27 protein-coding genes and 1 tRNA gene are annotated in these 25,190 nt (G+C 70.4%); 1 reads left to right on the top strand and 27 read right to left on the bottom strand.

Translation table 11 applies throughout. From position 1 onward, the window contains the following. Nucleotides 1-4: 4 nt before the first annotated feature. The 8 genes from ftsH to VFW66_15250 form a co-directional block, all read right to left on the bottom strand. Complete coding sequence (ftsH, locus tag VFW66_15285; GenBank protein HEX5388063.1) at nt 5-1,993, bottom strand: ATP-dependent zinc metalloprotease FtsH; 1,989 nt, start codon at nt 1,991-1,993, stop codon at nt 5-7. Between the two features lie 34 nt (nt 1,994-2,027). After that, nucleotides 2,028-2,582, bottom strand: a complete 555-nt coding sequence (gene hpt / locus VFW66_15280; protein ID HEX5388062.1) for a hypoxanthine phosphoribosyltransferase — start codon at nt 2,580-2,582, stop codon at nt 2,028-2,030. Next, nucleotides 2,566-3,978: a tRNA lysidine(34) synthetase TilS gene (gene tilS / locus VFW66_15275; GenBank protein ID HEX5388061.1), complete on the bottom strand. Its 1,413-nt coding sequence runs from the start codon at nt 3,976-3,978 to the stop codon at nt 2,566-2,568. Before tilS ends, hpt begins: the two co-directional genes overlap by 17 nt. Before the next feature lie 95 nt (nt 3,979-4,073). Further along, nucleotides 4,074-4,418 (bottom strand): hypothetical protein, encoded by a 345-nt coding sequence (locus tag VFW66_15270; protein HEX5388060.1) that lies wholly within the window; start codon nt 4,416-4,418, stop codon nt 4,074-4,076. Nucleotides 4,419-4,425: 7 nt separating this feature from the next. After that, nucleotides 4,426-4,836, bottom strand: a complete 411-nt coding sequence (gene apaG, locus VFW66_15265) for a Co2+/Mg2+ efflux protein ApaG (protein HEX5388059.1) — start codon at nt 4,834-4,836, stop codon at nt 4,426-4,428. Nucleotides 4,837-4,910: 74 nt separating this feature from the next. Then, nucleotides 4,911-5,291, bottom strand: coding sequence for a PilZ domain-containing protein (locus VFW66_15260; protein HEX5388058.1), 381 nt, complete (start codon nt 5,289-5,291; stop codon nt 4,911-4,913). Beyond that, the gene (locus VFW66_15255; protein HEX5388057.1) at nt 5,275-6,480 is read right to left on the bottom strand and encodes an aminotransferase class I/II-fold pyridoxal phosphate-dependent enzyme; all 1,206 of its coding nucleotides are present in this window, start codon (nt 6,478-6,480) and stop codon (nt 5,275-5,277) included. Before VFW66_15255 ends, VFW66_15260 begins: the two co-directional genes overlap by 17 nt. Nucleotides 6,481-6,544: 64 nt before the next feature. Beyond that, a complete protein-coding gene (locus VFW66_15250; protein HEX5388056.1) occupies nt 6,545-6,994 on the bottom strand; it encodes a response regulator in 450 nt (149 codons plus the stop codon). A 171-nt stretch (nt 6,995-7,165) separates the two neighbouring features. Between VFW66_15250 and VFW66_15245 the strand changes: the two genes are divergently transcribed. Further along, a complete protein-coding gene (locus VFW66_15245) occupies nt 7,166-7,675 on the top strand; it encodes a hypothetical protein (protein HEX5388055.1) in 510 nt (169 codons plus the stop codon). Between the two features lie 48 nt (nt 7,676-7,723). Here the strand turns inward: VFW66_15245 and VFW66_15240 are convergent, their stop codons facing one another. From VFW66_15240 to VFW66_15150, 19 genes are all read right to left on the bottom strand, one after another. Continuing rightward, nucleotides 7,724-7,969, bottom strand: coding sequence for a DUF202 domain-containing protein (locus VFW66_15240; GenBank protein HEX5388054.1), 246 nt, complete (start codon nt 7,967-7,969; stop codon nt 7,724-7,726). 41 nt (nt 7,970-8,010) lie between these two features. Then, nucleotides 8,011-9,822, bottom strand: coding sequence for a galactose oxidase-like domain-containing protein (locus VFW66_15235; protein ID HEX5388053.1), 1,812 nt, complete (start codon nt 9,820-9,822; stop codon nt 8,011-8,013). A 601-nt stretch (nt 9,823-10,423) separates the two neighbouring features. Continuing rightward, nucleotides 10,424-10,497, bottom strand: a tRNA-Met gene (locus tag VFW66_15230). Nucleotides 10,498-10,576: 79 nt separating this feature from the next. Next, nucleotides 10,577-10,876, bottom strand: a complete 300-nt coding sequence (locus tag VFW66_15225) for a septum formation initiator family protein (protein ID HEX5388052.1) — start codon at nt 10,874-10,876, stop codon at nt 10,577-10,579. After that, nucleotides 10,873-12,153 (bottom strand): phosphopyruvate hydratase, encoded by a 1,281-nt coding sequence (gene eno, locus VFW66_15220; GenBank protein ID HEX5388051.1) that lies wholly within the window; start codon nt 12,151-12,153, stop codon nt 10,873-10,875. The genes VFW66_15225 and eno overlap by 4 nt, the downstream gene beginning before the upstream one ends. Before the next feature lie 11 nt (nt 12,154-12,164). Next, nucleotides 12,165-12,896, bottom strand: coding sequence for a lysophospholipid acyltransferase family protein (locus VFW66_15215; protein HEX5388050.1), 732 nt, complete (start codon nt 12,894-12,896; stop codon nt 12,165-12,167). Nucleotides 12,897-12,904: 8 nt separating this feature from the next. Beyond that, the gene (thiL, locus tag VFW66_15210) at nt 12,905-13,939 is read right to left on the bottom strand and encodes a thiamine-phosphate kinase (protein ID HEX5388049.1); all 1,035 of its coding nucleotides are present in this window, start codon (nt 13,937-13,939) and stop codon (nt 12,905-12,907) included. 16 nt (nt 13,940-13,955) lie between these two features. Further along, on the bottom strand, nt 13,956-15,506 hold the full coding sequence (locus VFW66_15205; GenBank protein ID HEX5388048.1) for an NAD(P)H-hydrate dehydratase: 1,551 nt from the start codon (nt 15,504-15,506) through the stop codon (nt 13,956-13,958). Nucleotides 15,507-15,555: 49 nt separating this feature from the next. Then, entirely contained in the window at nt 15,556-15,723 is a 168-nt protein-coding gene (locus VFW66_15200) for a hypothetical protein (protein HEX5388047.1), read from the bottom strand. 62 nt (nt 15,724-15,785) lie between these two features. Then, nucleotides 15,786-16,172 carry a Minf_1886 family protein gene (locus VFW66_15195; protein HEX5388046.1) on the bottom strand — a complete coding sequence of 129 codons (387 nt, stop codon included), beginning with the start codon at nt 16,170-16,172 and terminating at the stop codon, nt 15,786-15,788. Further along, nucleotides 16,169-17,488 carry a serine hydroxymethyltransferase gene (glyA, locus tag VFW66_15190; GenBank protein ID HEX5388045.1) on the bottom strand — a complete coding sequence of 440 codons (1,320 nt, stop codon included), beginning with the start codon at nt 17,486-17,488 and terminating at the stop codon, nt 16,169-16,171. Before glyA ends, VFW66_15195 begins: the two co-directional genes overlap by 4 nt. Then, nucleotides 17,485-17,928: a ribose 5-phosphate isomerase B gene (rpiB, locus tag VFW66_15185; GenBank protein HEX5388044.1), complete on the bottom strand. Its 444-nt coding sequence runs from the start codon at nt 17,926-17,928 to the stop codon at nt 17,485-17,487. The genes glyA and rpiB overlap by 4 nt, the downstream gene beginning before the upstream one ends. 87 nt (nt 17,929-18,015) lie before the next feature. Then, a complete protein-coding gene (locus VFW66_15180; GenBank protein HEX5388043.1) occupies nt 18,016-18,831 on the bottom strand; it encodes a M90 family metallopeptidase in 816 nt (271 codons plus the stop codon). A gap of 13 nt (nt 18,832-18,844) precedes the next feature. Beyond that, complete coding sequence (locus VFW66_15175; GenBank protein ID HEX5388042.1) at nt 18,845-19,693, bottom strand: 3-hydroxybutyryl-CoA dehydrogenase; 849 nt, start codon at nt 19,691-19,693, stop codon at nt 18,845-18,847. Then, nucleotides 19,690-20,544, bottom strand: a complete 855-nt coding sequence (locus VFW66_15170) for a CPBP family intramembrane glutamic endopeptidase (GenBank protein ID HEX5388041.1) — start codon at nt 20,542-20,544, stop codon at nt 19,690-19,692. Before VFW66_15170 ends, VFW66_15175 begins: the two co-directional genes overlap by 4 nt. Nucleotides 20,545-20,558: 14 nt before the next feature. Then, entirely contained in the window at nt 20,559-21,749 is a 1,191-nt protein-coding gene (locus VFW66_15165; GenBank protein ID HEX5388040.1) for an acetyl-CoA C-acetyltransferase, read from the bottom strand. Nucleotides 21,750-21,929: 180 nt separating this feature from the next. Next, nucleotides 21,930-23,018, bottom strand: a complete 1,089-nt coding sequence (locus VFW66_15160) for a Gfo/Idh/MocA family oxidoreductase (GenBank protein ID HEX5388039.1) — start codon at nt 23,016-23,018, stop codon at nt 21,930-21,932. Next, nucleotides 23,018-24,958 carry a threonine--tRNA ligase gene (thrS, locus tag VFW66_15155; GenBank protein HEX5388038.1) on the bottom strand — a complete coding sequence of 647 codons (1,941 nt, stop codon included), beginning with the start codon at nt 24,956-24,958 and terminating at the stop codon, nt 23,018-23,020. Before thrS ends, VFW66_15160 begins: the two co-directional genes overlap by 1 nt. Further along, nucleotides 24,955-25,113: a hypothetical protein gene (locus tag VFW66_15150; GenBank protein ID HEX5388037.1), complete on the bottom strand. Its 159-nt coding sequence runs from the start codon at nt 25,111-25,113 to the stop codon at nt 24,955-24,957. Before VFW66_15150 ends, thrS begins: the two co-directional genes overlap by 4 nt. Nucleotides 25,114-25,190: the final 77 nt, after the last annotated feature.

Here is a 25,190-nt window from a genome sequence, read left to right as displayed (position 1 = left end):
CGCCTCACGCGCCGGCGGGTTCGGCCGGCGGTGCGCCGAGGATCGGCGCGCGCGAGGGCTGCGGCGCCGGCTTGGGGGCCGTGGCAGCAGGCACCGGCGATGGCGGCTCGCTCGGCGGGAGCCGCGGCGGAAGCGGCGCGCCTCTCACGAGGCGGTCCAGGTCCTCGCGGTCGATCGTCTCGCGATCGAGCAGCGCATGCGCGATGCTGTCGAGCAGCGGACGGTTGGCCGAGAGGATTTCGGTGGCGCGTGCGTACGCCTCGTCCACCAGGCGCTTCACCTCGGCGTCCACCATCTGCGCGGTGCGCTCCGAGATCTCGCGCCGCTGGGCGAACTCGCGGCCCAGGAAGATTTCCTGCTCCTTATCGCCCACCGCAAGCGGACCGACCACGTTGCTCATGCCGAACTGCGTCACCATCCGGCGGGCGAGCGCAGTGGCACGCTCGATATCGTTCCCCGCCCCGGTCGTCACCTTTTCGGCGCCAAACACCAGCTCCTCGGCCACCCGCCCGCCGAAGAACATCGCGAGACTGCCGATCAGCCACTCCTTGGTGTAGTTGTGACGATCGACCTCGGGGAGCGAAGCGGTGAGGCCGAGGGCGCGGCCGCGCGGCACGATCGTGACCTTGTGCACCGGGTCGCTGCCCGGCGTCTTGAGGGCAACGATGGCGTGACCGGCCTCGTGATACGCGGTGAGGCGGCGCTCGTCTTCGGTGAGCACGAGGCTCCGCCGCTCGACGCCAAGCATCACCTTGTCCTTCGCCTCCTCGAAATCGATCATGTCGACCAGGCTCTTGTTCTTCCGCGCCGCGAGCACCGCGGCCTCGTTCACCAGGTTGGCGAGGTCCGCGCCCGCCATACCCGGCGTGCCCTTGGCGATCACGTCGAGCCGCACGTCGGCGGAGAGCGGGATCTTCCGGGTGTGCACCCGAAGGATGCCTTCCCGCCCGCGCACGTCGGGCGCGTCGACCACGATCTGCCGGTCGAAGCGCCCCGGCCGGAGCAGCGCCGGGTCGAGCACGTCGGGCCGGTTGGTGGCGGCGATGAGAATGACGCCTTCATTCGACTCGAAGCCGTCCATCTCGACCAGCAATTGGTTCAGCGTCTGCTCCCGCTCGTCGTGGCCCCCGCCCAGACCGGCGCCGCGATGCCGGCCCACTGCGTCGATCTCATCGATGAAGATGATGCACGGCGCGTGGCTCTTGCCCTGCTCGAAGAGGTCGCGCACCCGGCTCGCGCCCACGCCGACGAACATCTCGACGAAGTCGGACCCGGACATCGAGAAGAAGGGGCGCCCTGCTTCGCCGGCCGCCGCCTTGGCCAGGAGCGTCTTGCCGGTACCGGGGGGCCCCACGAGCAGCGCGCCCTTAGGCAAGCGTCCGCCCAGCCGGGTGAACTTCTGCGGATCCTTCAGGAACTCGATGATCTCCTGCAGCTCGACCTTGGCCTCGTCCGCGCCGGCCACGTCGGCAAAAGTGATCTTGGGCGTGTCACCCGCGAGCAGCTTTGCCTTGGACTTGCCGAACGCGAACGCGCGGCTGCCGCCCGCCTGCAGTTGCCGCAGCAGGAAGAACCAGAGGCCGAGGATCACGATCCACGGAAGGGCCGCGATGAGAATTGCGGTGATGCCGCCCTTGGGCTCGCGCGCCACGATGTCGACGCCAGCGCTGTCGAGCTTCTGGATCAACTCCTCGCTGTTGGCGATCGGCAGCAGTACCTGGAAGCTCTTCGCCTGTCGGCCGTCCTGCGCCACCGGCGCGTTGAAGTCGCCCTCGACGCGTTTGCCGTCGAAGATCTCCACCTGCTTTACGTTCCCCGCATCGAGCTGCTTGATGAACTCGGTGTAGGAGAACTCCTGAGTCGGGCTCCGCTGACGGCTCATCATCTGGAACAGCGCCAGCGCGAGTAACCCCACCAGCAGCCACAGGGCGAGGTTCTTGCTCAGGTTTCCCCAGCTCGGTCGCGGGGGTCTCGTTGGGAGTCGGTCTGCCATCTATGTCAATCCAGCTCTGAGTCGAGTCGAGCCATCACTCCAGGTCCGCAATGAACGGAAGGTGGCGATAGTTCTCGGCATGGTCGAGGCCGTAGCCCACCAGGAACGCCGGGGGTGCCCGAAAACCGACGAACCGCAACTCGGCCGGCGGATCGGGCGCCAGATGCTTATCGAGCAGCGCGCAAATCGCTAGGCTCTGCGGCCGCCGCTCACCCAGCAGCCCGGTGAGGCGCTGCAAGGTGCGTCCACTATCAATTATATCCTCAACGAGGAGAATGTGTTTGCCGCCCACGTCGGTTTCGGGATCGTAGAGCAGCCGCACCTTTCCGCTTGACACCTTGTCCGGTCCGTAGGAGCTGGCCACCAGAAAATCCACCTGAATCGGCCGCTCGATCTTGCGCACCAGGTCGCTCAGAAAGATGAAGCTCCCCTTGAGCAGGCCGAGCACCAGGAGATCGCCGTCGGGGTAGGCCTCGGTCACCGCGCGGCCCAGCTCGGCCACGCGACTCGCGATCGCGGCCTCGTCGAAGACGATGGAGCGGATCGGCCGGCCGCCGGTGCGGCGGAGGATCTCAGGCGGGCTCAGCATCGTCCCGCGTGCCGGCGCCGCGCACCGCCTCCACATGGAGCGCCTCATCACCCGGCGCGGGCACCAGCCCGGCCGACCGGCAGATGCCGGGGAGCCAGACGATGGCGCCCTCGTGCTCCACCACGGGCCAGCCTGCCCGCTCGCTTCGCGGCACGCGGGCGTCCTGGAAGCAACGCACCAGCAACCGGTGGCCGGCGCCGCCCAATGGGTGCAGCCGTTCGCCGGGACGCCACGGCCGTACAACGAGCGCGTCGAGTCCGCGATCTCCGGCTCGGAACCAGGCGTTCGATGCCGAACGCTCCTGGCGCGGCGGGGCCGTGTCGTGCGTCCAGGTGAAGCGCCAGTCGCCCCAACGGGCTGCACCCATTTGTCCGGAAAGCCGCTGGGCCTCGAACGGCGGCGTCTGGGCCCGGCCCAGCTGGAGCCGCCCAAGCAGGAGCCGGCCGAAAGCACGCTCCGCCTTCCACTCGCCGCCGAGCGGGACCCAGGTGCCGCTTTCGCCCAGCCGCACGAGTGCGAGCACCCGTTTGGCGCGCTTCGGTCCGAGCAAGATTCCGGCGCGTCGCGCCAATGCCAAGATCAAGCATTCCGCCAAGTTATTACCGCACACCTCGAGTGGTTCGAGAGCGCAGGAAACCCCGCTGCGCCCGGTCCGGACCTCGAGTCCGGGCAGCAGATCGAGCAGCTCGTTCCACCCGGCCCGATCGGCAGCGGCACCGGCCGCCACCCGATTCAGCCGGCGCGGAACGTCGGGCAGGCGGCGCTCCAGCGCGGGCAGAATCTCGGTGCGCAGCCACGCCCGGAGGTGTCTCGGATGCTGGTTCGACGGGTCTTCCCAGAGATGCGCACCGGCGGATTGCACGTGCCGGGCCAACTCGTTGCGTGAGAATGGCAGCAGCGGTCGAAGGATTGTGCCTCGCCGCGCGGCCATGCCCGCGAGCCCCGCCGGACCGGTGCCGCCGAGGACGCGCATCAGCACCGTCTCGGCCTGATCGTCGGCGTGATGCGCCGTCACGATGAAGACAGCGCCGGCCTCAGCGCGCATCGCCTCGAGCGCCTCGTACCGGGCAGCGCGCGCGGTCGTCTCGCTCGCTTCGGCGCCGAGCGCGAGTGTCCGCATGGCGAAGGCAAGTCCGTAGCGGTCGGCGAGCGCGCGTACCATCTCGGCCACGCGGGCACTCTCCGGATGGATTCCATGGTCCACGTGCGCCACGACGAGCTCGAGCGCGAGCTCGCCGCTCACGCCCGCGAGCAGGTCGAGCAACGCCACCGAGTCCGGTCCACCGGAGACGGCGGCGATCAACCGCACCGGCGTCGGGCCCAGATCGAGCGTCACGAGGTGACGGCGAAAGGCCGCGGGCAGGGAGCGCGGCCGCGGCACACGGGACGGCCTCATGGGGGAAAGCTAGCCCCGAAAAGGTCGAAGCCCCGCCACGCCGGGCACGCGCGCGGGCGGGGCGAGGCGGGGGGAGCCCGGCGCGGTGCGACGCGTCAGATCGCCCCGGGCTCGGGGACGTCGCACCAGTTGAGGAACGCGACGATTTCCGCCGCCTCGGCCAGCGTCGCGACCGCGAGCGCAAACCCGCCCCGCTCAACCGTCGGCAGCGCCAATCCGATGAAGCGGCTCACCCCGCGCGGGCTGGCTTCGCCGACGTGCCACGGACCGACTACGTAATGCTCGAGCGCCACGCCGAACCGCCGCGCCTCACCCGTGAGCCGCTCGAGCAGCTTGCACGCAAGCGGCTCGGCCGTTCCCGGGCGGCGGCTGAGCTGTGATGAAGTATCCAGGATCTCGCGGGCGAGCCGACCTGCATCGGTGCGGTGCATCGAAGTCATGGGCCTCTCATCCGTCTTCACCGTCGGCCACGAGGGTGAAGCGGGGGATGGCCGCGTCGAAGCCGGCGCCGTCGGCGCGGACGAAGTGGTACTCGCCTTCCATGTAGCCGCCGGGCGACTTGAGCTCGCAGAAGCTTCGATACTCGTGCACCCGTCCCGGCGCGATCACCGGCTGCTCACCGATTATGCCCGGCCCTTCCACTTCGTGATCCTGACCGATCGAGTCGTGAATGCGCCAGTGCCGGGCGACGAGCTTGGCCGGCTGCCCGCCGACATTCTCGATCCGGACGAAGTAGGCAAAGACGTAGCGCGCCCGCGCCGGATCCGAATGCTCGGCCAGGAACTGCGGCCGAACCGTAATCCGGATCGCATTGGTCTGGCGGTAGAAGAACGGCCGCCGCTTCATCGGGCGCTGCATGGGGCCTCGCGGCTCGAGCCGGGGGAATGCGTCGTAGCATACCAAGCGGCACAGGCAAGGTCCAGCGGCGCCGCTCAGCCCGGATCCGCCGGCGCCAGGCTACGCTCCTCGGCGAGCAGCACCGGATAGGGGATCGAATCGGGCCAGAGGTGGAGGCCGACGCGGTCGCCATCCACCCAGACGACACGCGCCCGCACCACGAGCGTGGCGGAGGCGCGCGGCCGGAGTGTGCCCTCCAGCCGCGCGCCCAGCGTGGGGCGCGCTGCACCCGGCGCCAACACGAAGAGCAGCCCCTCGGCCGAGAGATCCAGCACGGCGTGATCCTGCCCGTCGAGATTGAGAACCGGGCGGCGGGCCGGCGGATAGTGGATCCGGACGTGCGAGCGGGTGTTCTCGTAGCCCATGGCGCTGAAGCTCCGGGGCCGGATGCGCAGCGACTTACGACTGGAGACCACTCCGGACCGCTGCTTCGACGGCGCGCGGCGCGGCGCGGCCCGAGCGAATGGTCCGCAAGCGGCGGGCGGCCTCGAGGAGAATGTCGTCCGTCTTGCAGAAGACGAAGCGCACGAGCGCCCGGCCGGCGTCCGGGTCATGGAAAAAGCTCGACCCCGGGACCGGTGTCACGCCCGCCTCGCGCGAGAGCCAGACGGCGAATTCGGTGTCGGAGAGATCGCTTAGATCGGAGAAATCGGCGAGGATGTAGTAGGCGCCCTCGGGCGGCGTGCAGCGAAAGCCCGCGTCGGCAAGAGCGCCATGCAAGAGATCGCGCCGGGCGCGATACGCGGCGGCCAATTCGGTATAGAAGCGCTGGTCGAGGCGGTCGAGCGCCACGGCCACTGCCTCCTGCAGCGGGGCCGGCGCGCCGACGGTGAGAAAGTCGTGCACCTTGCGGATCGCGTCGGTGAGCGCCTCGGGCGCCACGATCCAGCCGATCCGCCAGCCGGTCACGCCGAAGGTCTTGGATGCGCCGCTGATGGTCACGGTGCGCTCGGGCATGCCCGGGAGCGTCGCGATCGGCAGGTGCTCGCCGTGATACACCATGTGCTCGTAGATCTCGTCGGTGATCGCGAGGCAGTCGTGCCGCACACAGAGGTCGCGGATCGCCTCGAGCTCGCCGCGGGTGAGGACCCGCCCCGACGGATTGGACGGCGTATTGACGATGATCGCGCGGGTGCGCGGCGAGCAGGCGGCCGCCAACCGGTCGAGATCCAGCGGCCTCCCCGGCTCGAGCGGCACGAAGACCGGGCGCGCGTCGGAGAGGATGGTGTCGGGCCCGTAGTTCTCGTAGAAGGGCTCGAAGACGATCACCTCGTCACCGGGATCCACCAGGGCGAGCATCGCCGCCATCATGGCCTCGGTGGCGCCGCAGGTTACCGTGATCTCGCGCTCCGGATCTGCGTCGAGCCCGTACCAATCGCGATACTTCCGCGCGAGCGCACGCCGCAGGCGCTCCGCACCCCAGGTGATGGCGTACTGGTTCACGTCCGCGTGGATCGCCTCCACGGCCGCCGTCTTGAGCAGGTCCGGGCAGGCGAAGTTCGGAAAGCCCTGCGCGAGGTTGATCGACTGATACTCGCGGGCGAGCCGGGTCATCCCGCGGATCACCGACTCGCGGAATCCGTGGGTCCGTCGGGCGGTCGTCATGTTCGCTTGGCTCGGGGCGGGGTCACGCCGGAAGTATAGTGACGCGCGGGCCGGCGCGGACCGGTCACTCTCCTTCGGACTTCTCCGATGCCTTTGCGCGCTGCGCGGCCAATATGCTTTCGACGGCCGTGAGGAGCTCGTCGCGGGTGAACGGCTTATCGAGCACCGCGTCGCGACCGAGCTCCATGCCGCTCTCGAGCAGCACCTGATCGTTGTGCGCCGACATGAACAGGATGCGCTGCGCCGGCCAGCGCGCGTGGATGTGGGAGGCGAGCGCGACACCGTTCACCTCCGGCATCACTACGTCGAGCACGATGAGGTCCGGGCGTCCGCGCTCCATGACGTACATCGCCTCTTCCGCGTCCTCGGCCTCGAGCACGCGATAGCCGGCGTCGTTGAGGTAGCGGTACGTCACCCGGCGGACGACGGCCTCGTCGTCCACCACCAGCACGCTCGCGATGAGGCCGCGGCCGCTCGAGCCCGACCGGGTGAGCCACGCGTCCCGCCAGATCATGTGTTACACCGCACTACAGGCATCATGCCCGGCAATATAGTCCGCCGGCGCGCGGGGCGGCGGTGGCCATCGTCACGGGTGGGACACTGCTCCGCACACCCCATTGACCTGGGCCGTCCCGCTCTGCGAGTTTCCGACTCCCCCGTCCACGCTTGACTCGGGTTCAATTCATTGCCCTCAGGGTTTCCCCGCCAGGGCGCCGGCGCCGCTCTCGCGCGCGCGGCGCTCCCCATCGTGGCCCGCATGCTCATGGCGGCGCTCGTGCTGCTCCCGGCGGTGGCCTGCGCGTCGCGGATCGGGCCGCAGACCTTCGGCGACGCCATCGCGCCGATCACGCCGCCGGCGGTCTATGCCGAGTGGTACGCCCAGCTTGCGACCTGCCTGGGCGACAGCGCGCAGGCACGGCCGTTCAGCGCCATCCACTGGTACCGGGCCCGCCCGGCGGCGCGATTCACCGACCCCCGCACGGGCGAGGTGCTCGCCGGATTCTGGACCGCTCGGCGGGAGGCGATCATTTTGGGGGCGCCGTACGTGGACGATCCCGCCGTCGTGAAACACGAGTTGCTGCACTACCTCCGCGACGTGGGCGACCACAACGATCCGGCGTTTCGCGAGGGCAACCGATGCGGCGTTGCGCCTTCACCGGCGGCAGCCGTGGCGAGCGCATCGCAGGCCAACTGAGGCGGCCGGCAGCGCGCCCCCGCTCCGCGCTGACGCCGCGGCGGGGGCTCAGCGACGCGAGGCGGCCGCGATGATGCGGCGCACGTACACGAAGCGGCGAATACCCCAGGCGCCGCACGCCAAGCCGAGCAGCACCAGCACTCCGCCGGTGGCGGCAAGCCACTGTGCCTCGAAGAACCTGATCAGGCCCAACCCCATCGCGGCGAGCGCGGCCGCGGTCCGCAGGTACGCGAGGAGCGTGCGCTCGTTGGAGAGCGCCGTCAGCTCCTGAGCGAGCCACTCCTCGAGATGCATGTCCTGCACGGCTCGCCCCCTTCGCGGAATCCCGACCACCGCTACTGAACGTGCACGATCCGCGCGACCGACGGCACCCCTTGTTGATCGAGCACGAAGAGCATGTAGTGGCCCGGCGGCGCCGTCGTGGCGCGATCGGGCGCGGTCACCGTGACCGAGCCGGCATTGCGCCCCGTGATGGCCAGCTCGAGGAAGCGCTGGTTCATGTTGAAGGCATGGGTCACCGCGGAGAGCCGGATCAGCGTGACCCGCGCGATGCCGGACGCGTCCGGCGTCCCGATCGTGAAGCTCTGGCCGTAGCTCACATCGCGCGGGGCCGACGCGATCGTGGGGCGCGCGCCCTTGAAGAGATACGGCGGCGCAAAGATCTCTGCATTGAGTTGCCGCGGCGCGTTGTCCGTGTCACCTGAGCCGGTGTGGAGTATGCGGCCGTCGGGCAGCAGCAGCGTCGTCGCGTGATACCCGCGCGGCACGCTGCTGCTGGCGAGCGTGGTCCACTGCTCCGTGTGCGGATCCCAGAGCTCGGCGGCGAACACCGCGCTCGAGAGGTCGTTGAAGCCGGCGGCGGAAGTGTCGCCGCGGCTCAGGCCACCGGTGACGAGCACGGTGCCGTCGGGAAGCACGGTCGCGTTGAGGTGACGCCGTGGGTGGGCCATCGACGCTACCGATCTCCAAGTTGCCGCCTGGTCGTTCAGGTCGATGACTTCGGCGCTCGCCGTCGGCGGCCGGCCACCGCCCACGAGGAGGATCTTGCCGGGCTCGTACATCACTGCCGAGCCGTAGTCCCGCGGGGCGCCGAAGCGCGTGCTGGTCGTCGGCGTCCAACTCCCCGAGCCACTGGCCGAGTAGTAGCCCGACGTAGGCTGCTGACCGACGTAGAAGACGTCGCCGTTCGGCGCGAGAAACAGGCGGGGGTAGTCGGGAATCAGACGGTGCGTGCCCGGCAATTCGGTCCAGCCGCTTCCAGTCCAGAGCTCGGCCGTGGGCACCAGAATGCCGTTCTGGTCCTCGCCGGACACGGCGAGCACGTTGCCGTTGGCGAGTGTGGTCAACGTGGGGTACCAGCGCCCGTGGTGCATGGGAGGCTCGACCACCCATTGCTCGGTATACGGATCGAAGATGTTCGTGTTGGGGAGACCGCGGCCGCTCGAGATGTGCCCGCCGGCGACCAGCACCCGGCCGTCCGCCAGCAGCGTGTGGCCGGCGCAGAAGACGAGCGACGGGCTCGGTTTGGGCGTGAAGGCCCCGGTGGTCGGATCCCAGAGCTGTGGGTCGCCTTCACCGCCGAAGCTCAGCACCTTCCCGGTCGGCAGCAGGATGAGGTGCACCGCGACGATGGGCCAGGCGAACGGCGCCGACCAGGATCCCGTCGTGGTCTCGGGCCCGGTGGGCGGGGGCGCTGGCGGGGGCGGCGGCGCGGATTCGCACGACCTCCGGCCGTTGGCCGCCGTCGCCACCGTCGAATCGCGCCACGTGAGACGCACCGTGCCGGTCGCCTTGGTGGCGAACACGGTGTCGCTCGGCGTGGAGTCGTTGATGCGGGCGGCGAGCGTCAGCTTGCCGCTCTCGCTGCTGCCTTCGACCGTGTAGCTGAGGGGGACGGCGACCGCGTTCGCGTTGGTCGCGCGGAACTTCGTGTCGCAGAGATAGCTCAGCTTGAGCTTCGAGGCGTCGACCGGCGGCGTGGCCGACGAGGGCTCGCCCGCGGACGGGTGATCGTTCGCGGGTGGGGACGTTCCGGGGTCAGTCGGTATCGGGGACCCGCCGCATGCGTGGATGGCGAGCGCAAAGGCGGTGGACAGCAGGAGGGCGAGCGCGCCGACCGCGCTCGCTCGTTGTCGGGGATTGGACATCGCGGGGAGCGGCGGGCGCCGCTGAAGATTTCAGAGGAGTGGAGAAACCGTCGGCGTGCGATCTCCGCGCTGGCGCCTGCAATTCCACCGATCGATACAAACTCCGCCATTGCTGTGCACGCTCCGGGTCGAGGCGGCCCACCGATTGGACCGCGCGCGTGCGCGGTGCACGTGGCGTGCCGGGTGACGCCATGTTCTGGTGCGCTGATCGCGGACGGATATGTGATCCAGCGCACGAAACGTCCGCAACGGTGTTGCGGGTCGGGTGCGACAACGGAAGGAAGAACTTCGCCACCCTCTTCACGGATCACCATCGGGCGACGGGCGAGGTGTACACCACCACTGATCTCACCACTGATCTCACCACCGCATTTGCCTACCAGGCTCCGGGCACGCCGGCGGGAGCGTGGCTCGAGGCGGCCTTAAGGAATCTCCCCTCCACCTTAACTTCGGAGCCCGCCACGATCTGGCTGCTGGCTTCCGGGCTCGGCTGTTTCGGTGGGCTCGGTGCGTGCCGGCGGCGGGGAGTGCGAGATAGTCGGCCTGAGACCACGCATGAGAAAGCCCCCGGACCCGAGAGCCCAGGAGCGTGTGAGGACGATAGCAGGGGTGGGACTCGAACCCACGACCCCGGCATTATGAGTGCCGTGCTCTAACCACCTGAGCTACCCTGCCAGGCACCACGCCACATCGCGCGCACGCACAAGGCGCACTGTCTGCGCGCGGCCACGAAACTTACACCCACGCACGCCGCCTACCGCGACGCCGAGTCCCCCGCCTCCGCCGGCACCAGCTTGTAGAGAAACTCCCCCTTCCGGATCATGCCGAACGACTCGCGCGCCACCCGCTCCTGAACCCGCGGGTCGTGCTCGATCGCGCTCGCCGCCTTCCCCAGCGAGTCTACCGCCTGCTGGAGCGCCGCCACCTGCGCGCGCTCGGCCCGCTCCTGGCGCCGGAGCCGGACCAGGTCCCACGTACTGAATTCCCCCCCCTGAAGTGCGAAGAGCAGCGCGCCGCCCAGCGCCGCGAGCGCCGCCCAGCGCAGAGGCGTCACAGCGGATAGAGGTCTCGGCCGGGGTAATGCGCCAGCTCGCCGAGCTCCTCGGCGATGCGGAGCAACTGATTGTACTTCGCAATGCGGTCGGTGCGGCTGGCGCTCCCCGTCTTGATCTGCCCCGCGCCGCTCGCCACCGCGAGATCGGCGATGAACGTGTCCTCGGTCTCGCCGGAACGGTGGGAGATGACAACGCCATAGGCGCTCCCCTTCGCCAGCTCGATGCACTGGAGCGTTTCGGTCAGCGTGCCGATCTGGTTCAGCTTCACCAGGATTGCGTTGGCCACGCCCTCCTCGATGCCCCGCCCCAGTCGATCGACGTTGGTCACGAAAATGTCGTCGCCCACGAGCTGCACCCGGTCGTGCAGGCGCTCGGTGAGCTGCTCCCATCCCTCCCAATCGTTTTCCGCGAGACCGTCCTCGATCGACACGATGGGGTAGCGATCGACCCACTGCGCGTAGAGGTCGATCATCTGCGCCGCGGTGCGGCGCCCCCCGTCGCTTTTCTTGAACACATAGGTGCCGTCGTCGTAGAACTCGGACGCGGCGGGGTCGAGCGCAATAGCCAGGTCGCGGCCCGGCTGGTAACCTGCCGCCTCGATCGCCTGCATCACCGCGTCGAGCGCCGCCTCGTTGGACGGAAGCATCGGCGCGAAACCGCCCTCGTCACCGACCGCGGTCGAGAGCCCCTTCTTGGCCAGCACCTTCTTGAGCGCGTGGAAGACCTCGACCCCCATGCGGAGCGCCTCGGGAAATGCCTCCGCCCCGATCGGTACCACCATGAACTCCTGCACGTCCACGTTGTTCGACGCGTGGGCGCCGCCGTTGAGGATGTTCATCATCGGCACCGGAAGCACGCGCGCCATCGGGCCGCCCAGATACCGATACAGCGGCAACCCGACGTCCTGCGCCGCCGCGCGGGCCACGGCGAGCGAGACGCTCAGGATGGAATTCGCGCCGAGCTTGCTCTTGTTCGGCGTGCCGTCGAGCTCGAGCATCTCGGCGTCCACCGCGATCTGGTCGGTGACGCTCATGCCCTCGAGCCGCGGCCCGATCACTTCGTTCACGTTTCGCACCGCTTCGGTGACGCCCTTGCCGCCGTACCGCTTGGGGTCGCCGTCGCGCAGCTCGACCGCCTCGTGCTCGCCGGTGCTCGCGCCGCTCGGCACCGCGGCACGTCCCTGCGCGCCGCTCGAGAGCACGACGTCCGCCTCGACGGTGGGATTTCCCCGGCTGTCGAGGATTTCGCGGGCGTGGACCTCGATGATGGTAGACATGGGCGCGGAACCTATGCGGCGCCTCCGACTGCGTCAACGCCGGCTTCCTGCGCGACGAACCATGCGCGAACCTCATGCTGCAGGCGCCGCGCATCCGCCGCGTCGAGGCCCGCTGTCGGGATCGGCTCGCCCACCGTGAGCCTGATCGGCCCGCGGCGAAGCCGAAGGGTTCCGCGCGGCATGACGTCGTGCGTGCCCGCGAGGTACACCGGCACGAGGGGCACGCCGGCGGCGATGGCGAGCACGAACGCGCCCTTCTTGAATCGGTGCAGCCGCCCGTCGGCGCTCCGCGTTCCCTCGACGAACACGACGACCGACCGACCCGCGCACGCCTCGCGCACGGCGGAGTCGTACGCGTGAACGCCGGACGCCGGGTCGTGCCGGTCGAGCGCGATCTGACCGGTGGCGCGAATCGCGTCGCCGAAGATGGGAATGCGCAAGAGCTCCCGCTTGGTAATGAAGCGGACCAACCCCGGCAGCAGCGCGAGCAGCACCCAGATGTCCACGAACGACGCGTGGTTCGATGCGTAAACGTAGGGCTGCCCCGCGTTCAGGCGATCGAGGCCTACCGTCTCGACATGGAGCCCCGATGTGCGGAGCAGCTGCCGGCCCCACGCGCGCGGCTCCCGATCGAGCATCGCACCCGGCTCAGCGCGGCCGCCGAGGAGGCCGGCCACGATGGCTCGCGTGCCGTGCCACGCAGTGAGCGAAATGAGTGCGACAAAGCACCGGACGGCGTACATCGGAGGGATCAGCGGAAATGATCGAACCCGCGGAGGGTGACGGCGGCGCCGCGCGCCAGGAACCGCACGCCGGCACCTTGGCGCGCGAGGCCGATGCGGGTGAGCCGGAGTCCCGTGGCGGCGGTGAACGCGGCGGCGCCCGCGGACCCGAACGCGGGCGGGAGAGCGGCAAGCAGCTCATAGTCCTCGCCGCCTTCCGCCGCAAACGCGGAGGCTGCCGCCGCGTCCGCCACAGCCGGCTCCACGCCTTCGGCGACCGGGATGCGCTCCAGCTCGAACTCGAGCGCCACGCGCGACGCTGCGGCAAGGTGCTCCGCATCGCCGGCGAGGCCGTCGCTCAGGTCGAGCATGGCGCGGGCGCCATGCCCGGCGAGCCAGCGCCCCGCGGCGATGCGCGGCTCGGGGTGCGCAAAGGCCCGGCGGGCGGCGGGCGCGGGCTCCTCGCCACGGCGCCACGCCAGAACCGCGGCGCGTGCGCCGCCCAGAGCGCCGGTGACCCAGATGCCGTCGCCGGACTCTGCACCTGCGCGGGTCACGGGCCGCACCGCGCGACCGACGACGGTCGCGGTGATGCTCCAGACCGGCCCCGTCGAGAGATCCCCGCCGAGCACGCGGGCGCCCACCGACGCGGCGGCGGCGCCCACGCCGCGCATGATCGCCACGAGGTCCGCGCCGCTACCATCGGCGGCGGCCGCGCCGCTCACGAGCGGCGCGGCCACCGCCGCCAGAAGGCCGATCGGCTCGGCGCCTTCCGCCGCCAGGTCGGAAAGGGCCGCCGCGGCGGCGCGCCAGCCGATTTCCTCGAACGCGAGCCATTCGCGCCGGAAATGCACGCCCTCGATGCTTGCGTCGGTGCTGAGGGCGAGGGTGACGGCGTCACGTTCGGGCTGCCCCTCGCACACGGGAACGAGCGCGCAGTCGTCGTCCAGCGCGCCGGCGCCGCTCGCGAGCGCCGCGGCGATTGCCCGAATGCGATCGAACTCCGCACCCGCGCCGAGGCCGCTCAGCGTCATCTGTGTCCCGGCATCATGGCGCCCGCTCACCGCGCGCTCCGGCTATTCACACGGTTTCGGGCGCCGCGAGCGACAGCAGCACCGGCGGCCGCGCCGCGGGCGGCGCTACGCGCAGCACCTCCCACTCCCGCCAGAGGTCGGGGAGCGCCGCGATGACGTCGGTCGGGCGCATGCCGCGCGCGGTCACGCGCCGCGCCGCGAGATCGGCCGCGCGGCCCAGAATCTGGGCGCCGAGCGCCGCGGCGATCTCGGCTGACACGCCGCGCGCAAGCGCGGCGGCCACGAGGCCCGACAACAGGTCGCCGCTGCCGCCGGTGGCGAGCCCCGGATTGCCTGCGGCGACGGTGAGGAGCGGCGCGTCGGGCCGCGCGACCACCGTGGGCACGCCCTTGAGCAGGATGGTGCAGCCGAGCTGGGCCGCCGCGGCGCGCGCCGCGCCCCAGGGATCGATCTCGCGCTCCGCGGCGAGCCCGGGAAAGAGGGCGCGAAACTCGCCCGGATGCGGCGTCAGCACGAGCGGGCGGCTCGGGTCGCCGCGCGCACGGCTCAACTCGTCCACGGCGCCCTGATAGGCGACGAGCCCATCGGCGTCGAGCACCGCGGCGGCCGCACACTCGAGCACCGCCGCGACGAACGCGCGCCTGCCGGCAGCGCGGCCGAGCCCGGGACCGATCACCACGCCGTCGGCGCGCTCGAGCAACTGCCGGAGCTCTTTCGAGAGCGGCGTCTCGAGCTCGTGCGCCAGGGTCTGGAGATCCGGTTCGCCCTGCACCAGTGCGGCGACGGTCTCCGCCGGCGCCACGGCATGGACCAGCCCCGCGCCGGCCGCAAACGCGGCGCGGGCGGCGATGCGGACGGCGCCGTTCATCCCCGGCTGGCCGCCCACCACGACGACGCGGCCGCGGACGCCCTTGTGATCGGACGCATGGAGCCGCGGCAGCCATGCAGCCGCGTCTGCGTCCGTCACGAGCGACGGGAGCGGGGGCGCGGCCGGGTGGCCGATGTCGATGACCACGAGGTCGCCGCACTCATCCCGCGCGAGCAAATGGCCGCGGCGAAGGCCGCCGAAGGTGATGGTGACGTCGGCGCGGGCGGCGCCGTGGACGGTGCCGGTGGAAAGATCGACGCCGGTCGGGCCGTCGATGGCCACGATCGGTGCGGAGAGGTCATGCAAGCGCTCGAGCAACGCCGCAATGCCGGGCCGCGGAGCCCCGGAGGCGCCCGTGCCGAGGAGCGCGTCCACCGCGAGCCCGACCGCGGGCCACGGCCCGTCGGGCGTCACCTCGCGTACCCCGTCGCTCCGCGCGAGCTCGGCCGCGGCGCGGCGGAGCGGCGACCTTTCACCGGAGCTCGCGGCCACCCAGACCGCCACGCCGACGCGATGGAGCGCGCGCGCAAGCACCCAGCCGTCCCCGCCGTTGTTGCCCGGGCCTGCGGCCACCAGTACGCCTTGCGACATGGCCGGACCCTGGCGATCGGCGATGACCGCGGCGGTGGCGCGACCCGCCGCGTCCATCAGCGTGGCGAGCGCGATCCCGGCCGCCGCTGCCTGGCGGTCCCACTCGACCGACTCCGCTGGTGAAAGAATGGGAAGCATGGGGCGGCCGTAAGGCCAGACGCCTGGCCGGTGCGCGCGACGGCGCGGGTTACTTGTGGCTCTGTCCGATCGTGCGCCCGATCGAAATCTCGCCGTTATCGATCCGGATATTGAACCCGCACTCGGGATTGGTGCAGACCCACGCCTTGTAGGTGATCGGCGCGCCTTCGCGCCCATAATCAGACAGCGGTACCAGTATGCCCTGCGTGCACTTCATGCAGCGGGGCCATTCCTTGCCATCCATCGTCTTCCCCTCCCACTCCCCACGCGGCGGGGCGATCAGCCGCCGCGCACCCCCTGCCAGGCATAATCGCCCCCAAACGCCTCATCGAAATCATACACCGACGCGAAGTCGGATTCGCGGTCGCCCGGTTGGGTCACCAGCAATCCGATGTCGACCAGCGTGAAGACGATGCGGCCGAGGTCGTCGGTACGCCGGATGCCCCAGTGCTCGAGCACGTGCGGCGCCAGCAGCCCGAACTGCTCCTGCGCCAGGTCCCGGCACGCCCAGGCCAGCTCCTGCCCGGTGACGTGGCGCCGCGCCTCGAGGCGGGATTGGACGAACTCGATCGTGGCCAGCACGAACAGGTACGCGCGTTCGTGATAGGTCCCGCCCCGGGCCCGGATCCGGGCCATGATCTCATCGGTAAACTGCAGCTCGTTCACGCGAGAATCGGTCTCCGTGCCGGACGGCCAGGCGGGCGCGGCCCATCTTCCGCGTTGCCGATGGCACCCGGCTGATACAAGGGGAACAGTGTGGTGAGCTTTCGCACTTCGTTCTTCACCTGTGCGAGATGCGGATCATCCTGGTAGCTGAGCGCGCGGTCGATCAGCTCGGCGATGCGCACCATCTCGGAGGTGCCCATCCCGCGCGTCGTCACGGCCGGCGTTCCGATCCGGATTCCGCTCGTGACGAACGGCGACTGCGGATCGTCCGGGATGGTGTTCTTGTTGACCGTGATTCCCGCCTGGCCGAGCAGCGCCTCGGCGCGCTTGCCGGTGAGCTCCTTGGGTCTCAGATCCACCAGCATGAGATGCGTGTCCGTGCCGCCCGAGACGATGGCATATCCCCGCTCCAGCAGTGCGGCCGCGAGCCGCCGCGCGTTCTCGACGATGTGCCGGGCGTACGCCTTGAACTCATCATCCATCGCTTCGCCGAAGGCGACGGCCTTGGCGGCGATCACGTGCTCGAGCGGGCCGCCCTGGGTGCCGGGGAACACCGACTTGTCGATGGCCTTGGCAAGGTCGGCGGTGCAAAGGATGAGGCCCGAGCGCGGACCGCGAAGCGTCTTGTGCGTGGTGCTGGTCACGACGTGCGCGTGGGGCACGGGTGACGGATGGTAACCGCCCGCGACGAGTCCGGCGAAATGCGCCATGTCAACCAGGAAGTAGGCCCCCACCTCGTCCGCGATGTCGCGGAAGGCGGCAAAATCGATGACGCGCGCGTAGGCGCTGCCGCCCGCGATGATGAGCCGGGGCCGCTCGCGCTGTGCCTGTGCCCGGACCTGGTCGTAATCGATGCGGCCGGTGGAGGGATTCACGCCGTAATGCACCGCGCGCCAGATGGTGCCGCTGTGGTTCACGGCGGCGCCGTGCGAGAGATGGCCGCCGTGCGGGAGCGACATGCCCATGATCGTCTCGCCCGGCTTTACCAGCGCCATGAACGCCGCAAAGTTGGCCTGCGCGCCGGAGTGCGGCTGCACGTTGGCGTGCTCGGCGTTGAACAGCTGCTTGAGCCGGTCGATGGCAAGCTGCTCGATCTCGTCCACCACCTCGCACCCGCCGTAGTACCGCCGGCCCGGATATCCCTCGGCGTACTTGTTGGTGAGCGGCGTGCCCATCGCGTCGATCACGGCGCGGCTGGCAAAGTTCTCGCTCGCGATGAGCTCCAGCCCCTGCTGCTGCCGGCGCAGCTCGCGGTCGATGAGCCGGGCCACGGTCGGATCGGCCTCGCGCAGCGAAGCGTTGTGGTCGAGCGTCATGCGGTCTCCTGGTCGATTTTAGCCACCCGGCGGGCGTGCCGGCCGCCGCTGAACGGCGTCGCGAGCCACGCCCTCAAGATTTCGATGCCCTCTGCGTCCGAGACGAAGCGCGCCGGAAGTATGAGCACATTGGCGTCGTTATGCTCGCGCGCCAGCCGTGCGACCTCCGGCGTCCATGCCACCGCCGCCCGCACGCCGCGGTGCCGGTTGGCCGTGTACGACATGCCGAGCCCGGTGCCGCAGAGGAGCACGCCGCGCGCCGAATCCCCCTGCTCCACCCCACCGGCGAGCCGGTGGGCAATATCGGGGTAGTCAGCCGAAACCTCGCTATGCGTGCCGAGGTCAACCGGCTCGAACCCGAGCCGCGCGAGCTCCTCGACGAGTTGGCCCTTGAGCCGGAAGCCGGCGTGGTCGGAACCTATGGGGATTCGCTCGGGCATGGGGGCTAAGGTAAAGGAAAGAGGGAAAGTGTGCAGGCGGCAGAGAAGGCGGTAGGGGTGGCACCGTCTCGCTACCGCCCCTCCCGCCTACTTTCCCTCGTAAAACCGTTCCAGCTCTTTCACCAACCTCGGCTCTACGGCCTGCAGCGCCTGCTTCCTCTCGAAATACACCTCCGTTGCCACTGCGAAAAACTCCGCCTCGTCGGTCACCGCGTAGCGGTCCAGCACCGTGGGGCTCCCGGCGGCAACGGCTTCGCAGAGACGGTCGTAGCTCGCGCGGATCGCCTGGCGAAGCGGGTCGATGGCGTCGGCATCGGGATCGGTGAGATGGTGCACAAAGTCGAGCTGGTGGGCGAATTCGTGGTAGACCACGTTCCGTCCGTCGGCCGGATTGGCGGCGCCGGCACCCGCATCGTCCCACGCGAGCACCACGATGCCGTCGCTCCAGGCCTCGCCCAGCGTGGGCTGGCCGGGATCGTGTTCCCGCGTCACGTGCCACTTGCGGAGATCGACCGCGCGGCGGGGCACGAAGGTGCTCGGATAGACCAGGATGGTGTGGAGCGCCGGGTAGAGCTCGCCCGGACGCTCGAGCGTGATCAGGCAGGCCTGCGCGGCAATGACGAGCTGCATCTCCTCGGTGAGCACGAGCCCGCCGCAGCCCTCCCAATGGCAGGTCGTGAGGAGGTCGCGCATGGCGCGAAGCAAGCGCGTGCGCTGATCCCTATCCAGCCCGGCGACGGCGGGCACCTCGCGCGCGATGAGCGGCCACCACGACGCCGGCACCGGCTCGGCCTCGCGTTTGGCGGCGGCACGCTGGGTGAGCCCGCGGATGAGCGGGCCCAGAGCGAACCAGGCACCGGCCAGCAGCGCCGCGCCGGCCAGAAGCACGAGCCCTTCGCTCACGCCCTGCCGTCCGCTAACGCGGGTACTCGTAGAATCCCCGCCCTGCCTTTCGCCCGAGCGCACCGGCAGCCACCATCCTCCGGAGCAGCGGGCAGGGACGGTATTTGTCGTCGCCCAGGCCGCGATGGAGCACTTCCATGATGGCGAGGCAGACATCGAGGCCGATGAAGTCCGCCAGCGTGAGCGGGCCCATCGGGTGGGACATACCGAGCCGCATCACGGTGTCGATCGCCTCTGGCGTCGCGACGCCTTCCATCACACAGAAGATGGCCTCGTTGATCATCGGCATCAGCACGCGATTGGAGACGAAGCCCGGATAGTCCTGCACCTCGACCGGCGTCTTGCCGAGCGCGCGCGCCACCTCCATCACGGTGGCGGTCGTCGAGTCGCTCGTCGCCTGTCCCCGGATCACCTCGACCAGCGCCATCACCGGCACCGGGTTCATGAAGTGCATGCCGAGCACGGCGGCCGGGCGCCGGGTGCGCGCCGCGATTTCCGTGATGGAGATCGAGCTGGTGTTGGAGGCAAGGATCGCGTTCGAGTCTGCGATCCGATCGAGCTGCTCGAAGATGCCGAACTTGACCGCCGGACTCTCGCTCGCCGCCTCGATCACGAGGCTCGCCCCGGCGGCGGCATGGAGCGAACCACCCGTGGCGATGCGCCCGAGGACAGCGGCCGGCGCATCGGCCGGGAGCGTGCCTTTCTTCACCTGGCGGTCGAGGTTGGCGCGGATCGTCGCCAGCGCGCGCTCCAGCGCGGCCGGGGCCGAATCGATGAGCGCCACCTCCCACCCGTGTTGCGCGAACACGTGCGCGATGCCGTTGCCCATCGTTCCGGCACCTACGACGGCGGCGCGGCTCATTCAGCCGTCCCCGGCCGGGCCCATTGCACAGCGATAAGGAGCGCGAGGATCAGCGCGCCGGTGGCAAGCAGTCCGCCCTCCGGGCCGAAGCGGCACCCGGTGAGCCAGCACGGCACACCGGCGTGGTAGTCGAGCAGCGGAATCTCAAACGGCAGCCCGCTCACCGGCGCGTCAAGCGCCGCGAGCGCGGCGTTCCAGCCCAGGTGCGAGCCGAAGGCAGTCCAGATGCCGCCCGGCGCGTAGAACGCGACCCCGAGCCAGATGCCGGCGAGCGCGATGTTGCCGAGGGCCAGTGGCGTGATGCCGGGATTGATGGCGTGCAGCGCCGCAAAGGCGAGGCCCGCCACGAGCACGATGGCGCTCGCACGCCCGATCGCGCCGGCAAGGAGCACGAGCGGCACGCCGCGAAAGATCACTTCCTCGCCCAGCGCCGCCGGCGCGAGCACGGCCACGGTCTTGGTCACCTGGGCCAGGTAATCGCCGAATCCGCCGCGATCGTGCGACCAGTGCGCGGCTCCGACGAGGGCGGCGCCGCCGGTGGCGAGGAGCGCCGCGCCGATGCCGACCGCGAGTCCCCACCCTGCGCCCCGCGCACCGTGCCCGACCCGCCACCGGAGCGTGCGCGCGTCGAGCCCGAGCGCGCGGCGACCCACGATCCAGGTCGCCGCGAGAAAGCCGCCCAGCAGGCTCGCGCCGGTGGCGAGCGCTTGCAGCGCCGGCGAGAGCTGGATAGCGTCGAGCCCCGCGGCCACGTCACGCCGCAGGAGATACGCGAGCCCGCCGATGAGCAGGAACGAGAAGGCGAAGCCGAGCAGCAGGAAGGCGATCGACCAGCCGATTGCCGGAAGCACGCCGCGGGGCGCGCTCAGATGCGCTCCACGCTGAGCGCCACCGCGTTGCCGCCGCCCAGGCAGAGCGTCGCGAGCCCGGTACGCGCGCCCCGGTCGCTGAGCGCATACAGCAGCGTGGTGAGCACGCGGGCGCCGCTCGCGCCGATCGGGTGGCCCAGCGCCACCGCGCCGCCGTGCACGTTGACGCGGTGCCAGTCCCAGCCGAGCGCGCGCCCGTCGGCGATGGCCTGGACGGCGAAGGCCTCGTTCGCCTCGAGCAGGTCGTAGTCACCGATGCGGGTGCCGGCCTTCTGCATGAGGGCGTTCACCGCGACGATCGGCGCGAAGAAGAGCTCGCGCGGCTCGCCGCCGCCCGTGGCGTACGCGGTGACCCGCGCCAGCGGCGTGAGCCCGTGCGCCCGCGCAAACGCGAGCGACGCGACCACAAGGGCGCTCGCGCCGTCGTTCAACCCCGGCGCGTTCCCCGGCGTCACGGTCCCGCCATCCTTCCGGAACGCGGGCTTGAGCTTGGCGAGCGTTTCTGGCGTCGTGTCCTTGCGCGGCGATTCATCGGTCGAAACCGTGGTGGACCCGCCGCGGCCGGGCACCTGTACGGGCAGGATCTCACCGGCAAACTTCCCGCTCTCCATGGCCGCAACCGCCTTCCGGTGACTCTCGGCCGCGAAGCGGTCCTGGTCCTCGCGGGAGACGCCCGCCTTTTCGGCGGTGTACTCGGCGTACTCGCCCATGTGGCAGCAGCCGAACGAGTCCCACAGTCCGTCGTGGATCATCCCGTCCAGCATCGTCTGGTCGCCGGCCTTGATGCCGCTGCGCATGCCGAAGACGTAGTGCGGCGCGTTCGACATTGACTCCTGGCCGCCGGCCACAACGCACTCGGCATCGCCGGCCTTGATCGCCTGCGAGGCGAGCATCACGGCCTTGAGCCCGGAGCCGCACACCTTGTTGATCGTGAGCGCGGGCACGGTGCCGGGAAGGCCGGCGTGGATCATTGCCTGGCGCGCCGGGGCCTGGCCCGAGCCACCCTGCACCACCTGGCCCATGATCACGTCGTCGATGGCGGCCGCGTCCACCGACGCGCGCCGCACGGCTTCGCGGATCACGAGGGCGCCGAGCTGCGGCGCGGTGAGCGGCGAGAGGCCGCCGAGGTACTTGCCGATCGGAGTGCGGACGGCGGAGAGAATGACGGGGGTCGTGGAATCGCTCATGGGACTGTATCCGTTTTCGCTGCGTTGCCTGGCGTCCAGTTGCCTTGCATCACGCGAAAGGTAGGCGGCCACGACGAGCCGCGCCATGCGAATCGGCGCCCATGCGAGCGAATGCGAGCGAGCCGCACCACTCGCGCAGCGGCGCGCGGCGGCCGCAATCCGGCCGTGCGCCCCAGTGCGTCATGCCGCGTCCACCCACTTGCCCCCTGACGCGACGCTCGCGCGACAGGCGTCGATCGTCGCGACCACGCGCACGCCGGCTGCGGCGTCGGCGCCGCGGAGCGTATCGCCGGCGCCCCCCTCCGGCGGACCGGCGCGTGCCAGGCCGCCGTCATGCAACGCGCGGACGAATTCGTCGAGCTGGCGCTCGAAGCTGCGCGCGGTGACGCCTCGCCGCCGGGTGAGCTTGCCGCGGGCGAGCGCAACCTGGTCGCCGAATATGGCGGCCCGCCGTGCCACCGGGCCCGCCCACCGGCGCGCCCGCCAGACGGCGGTGCCGCTCGCGGCCATGATGTGTCCCCGCGCGAGCTCGAGCTCGAGGCGCTCCACATACGCGCCGTGCGCGGCGACGCACCGCGCCAGCGCGCCGCCGGGGAAGCGGAGCTCACAGGTGATTCGCGCCCTGGTGCGCTCGTGCTCCGGCGCGGCAAGCACCCGCGCCGACTCGGGCCACGTGCCCCAGAGCGCGCCGAGCAGATCGATCTGATGCGAAAGCACGTCGTCCAGCACCCCGCCGCCCAACGCGTCGCGCCCGAGGAATGCGTCGTGCGCCGCCCAGGTCCCGATCGGGAACGACAGCTCGAACCGCGCCGCGCGGGGCGCCCCGATGTTCATGCGACCGATCGCACCGGCAAGGCGCAGGTAGGGCGACCGATGCCGGCGGGTGAATCCGACGTGCAGGCAACGCTTTGCCGAGGCCGCGGCGGCGGCCATCGCGCGGGCATCGGCAGCAGTGAGCGCCATGGGCTTCTCCACCAGCACGTGGAGGCCCGCCTCGAGCGTAGCGGTAGAGATGTCGCGGTGCGTGGTGGGCGGGGTGAGGACGACGACGGCATCCGGGCGCGTTCGGACGAGCTCGGCGATCGACGCCACGACCGCCACGGTGGGGAGCCGCGCGGCAGCCCACGCGCGCCGGGCCGCGTCGGCATCGCACACGGCCACGAGCGCCACGCGCCGCGCCGACTCCGCGGCGCGCTCGATTGCGGGCAGGTGGAAGCGCTCGAAGACTCGGCCGCATCCCACCACGCCGAGGCGGAGCGCGTCCGGCATCAGGGCACGAGCGCGCGCCGGCGCACCTCGTCGAGCACGCGCGCGAGGAACGCGTCGACGGACATGACGTCCTGCTTCTTTCCCGCGCCGCGCACCCGGAGCGCCAGGCTGTCCGATTCCGCTTCCCGCTGCCCCACGACGGCCATGTACGGCACCTTCTGCAGCTCGGCCTCGCGAATCCGGTAGTTGAGCGTCTCGGGCCGATCGTCCACATGGACCCGGAGCCCGGCGGCCTTGAGCCGCGCGCCGATGGCCCGTGCCGCGCCCGCCTGCTCGTCGGAGATCGGGACGACGCGCACCTGCTCCGGCGCGAGCCACACCGGAAAGGCGCCGGCGAAGTGCTCGATCAGATTGCCGATGAATCGCTCGAGCGTGCCATAGATGGCGCGGTGGATCATGACCGGCCGGTGCGGCCGGTTGTCGGCCCCGGTGTATTCCAGCTCGAAACGCTCGGGCAGGTTGAAGTCGAGCTGGATCGTCGGCCCCTGCCAGGTGCGGCCGATGGCGTCGCGGAACTTGATGTCGATCTTGGGGCCGTAGAATGCGCCCCCGCCCTCGTCCACATCGAACGCGATGCCTTTGCGCTCGAGCGCGCGGCGGAGCATCGCCTCGGCCTGGTCCCAGATTTCATCGGTGCCCAGCCGCTCCGGCGGCCGGGTGGAGATCTCGAATGCAAGCTCGAAGCCGAAGGTCTGCCGCACCAGCCGGTCCACCTGGTCGAGGCAGAGGAAGATCTCGTCCTCCACCTGCTCCATCGTGCAGAAGATGTGCGCGTCGTCCATGCTGAGGCCGCGCACGCGGAGCAGACCGTGCAGCGTGCCGCTCTTCTCGTTCCGGTAGACGTTCGCCACCTCGGAGAGGCGGATCGGCAGATCCCGGTAGCTCCGCTGCTGGCTCCGGTAGATGAGCGCGTGCATCGGGCAGTTCATCGGCTTCACCCGGTAACGCACATCCTCCGACTCCCCGGCGCCGCCCGCCATGGGCGGATACTGGTTGGCGGCGTAGAGCGGCAGGTGACCCGAGATGTAGAACAGCTCCTCGCGGGTCACGTTGGGTGTGTACACCAGGTCGTAGCCGCTGGCGACATTGTCGTCCTCGACCGCGCGCGAGAGCAGCCACTTGATGAGCGCGCCCCTGGGATGCCACAGCACGAGCCCCGGGCCCACGATGTCACTGATGGAATAGAGGTCGAGCTGCTTGCCCAGCAGGCGGTGGTCGCGCTTCCGCGCCTCCTCCAACCGGTGGAGATAGGCGTCGAGGTCCTCCTTCTTGAACCACGCCGTGCCGTAGATGCGCTGGAGCATCTGGCGGCGCTCGTCGCCCCGCCAGTAGGCGCCGGCGGCGTGCAGCAGCTTGAAGTGCTTGAGCCGCCCGGTGCTCGGCACGTGGGGCCCGCGGCAGAGATCCTGGAAGGGCCCGTCGGTGTAGGTGGTGATCACCTCGCCGTCGCCGAGCTCGGCGATGCGCTCGAGCTTGAGAGGATCGTCGGCAAAGCGGCGGCGCGCCTCCTCACGATCGACCACGGCGCGCTCGAACGGGAAATCGCGCTTCGCAACCTCGCCCATACGTGCCTCGATCCGCGCGAGGTCGTCCGGCGTGAACGGCCGCGGCACGTCGAAGTCGTAGTAGAAGCCGTCTTCGATGGGTGGGCCAAATCCGATCCCGGCGCCGGGAAAGAGCTCACGCACCGCGGTGGCGAGGATGTGGGCGGACGAATGGCGCAGGAGCTCGAGCGCGTCGGCATCCTGCTCGGTGACGATGGCGACGCGCGCGTCGTGCTCGATGGGGCGATCGAGGTCGCGAAGCTGTCCGTCCACGCGCACCGCGAGCGCCGCGCGGGCAAGCCGTGGCCCGATCGACTCCGCGAGCTGGCGCCCCGTCGTGCCGGACGCCACCTCGCGCACCGCGCCGTCCGGCAGGGTGAGACGGAGGGTGCTCACGGCGAGGACTCGAGCGCGGGCACGGGGACGACCGGCTGGACCCGCCGGCCGACGGCGAAGTAGAGCCCGATGCCGGCGGCGATCACCGCGGCCACCACCAGCCAGCGGGCCAGACCACGCAAGGTCAACTCCTCCCGCTCGTCACCGGTGCTCATGGCAAGATTCGTCTGTCAAAGTGGATGCGCCCGTTGGATCAAGCGTGTTAACTTAATTCCGCGTTCGAACCGAGGGT

This window comes from Gemmatimonadales bacterium (assembly GCA_036279355.1).
Lineage (GTDB): Bacteria > Gemmatimonadota > Gemmatimonadetes > Gemmatimonadales > GWC2-71-9 > DASQPE01.
This window is presented reverse-complemented; position numbering and strand designations above follow the sequence as displayed.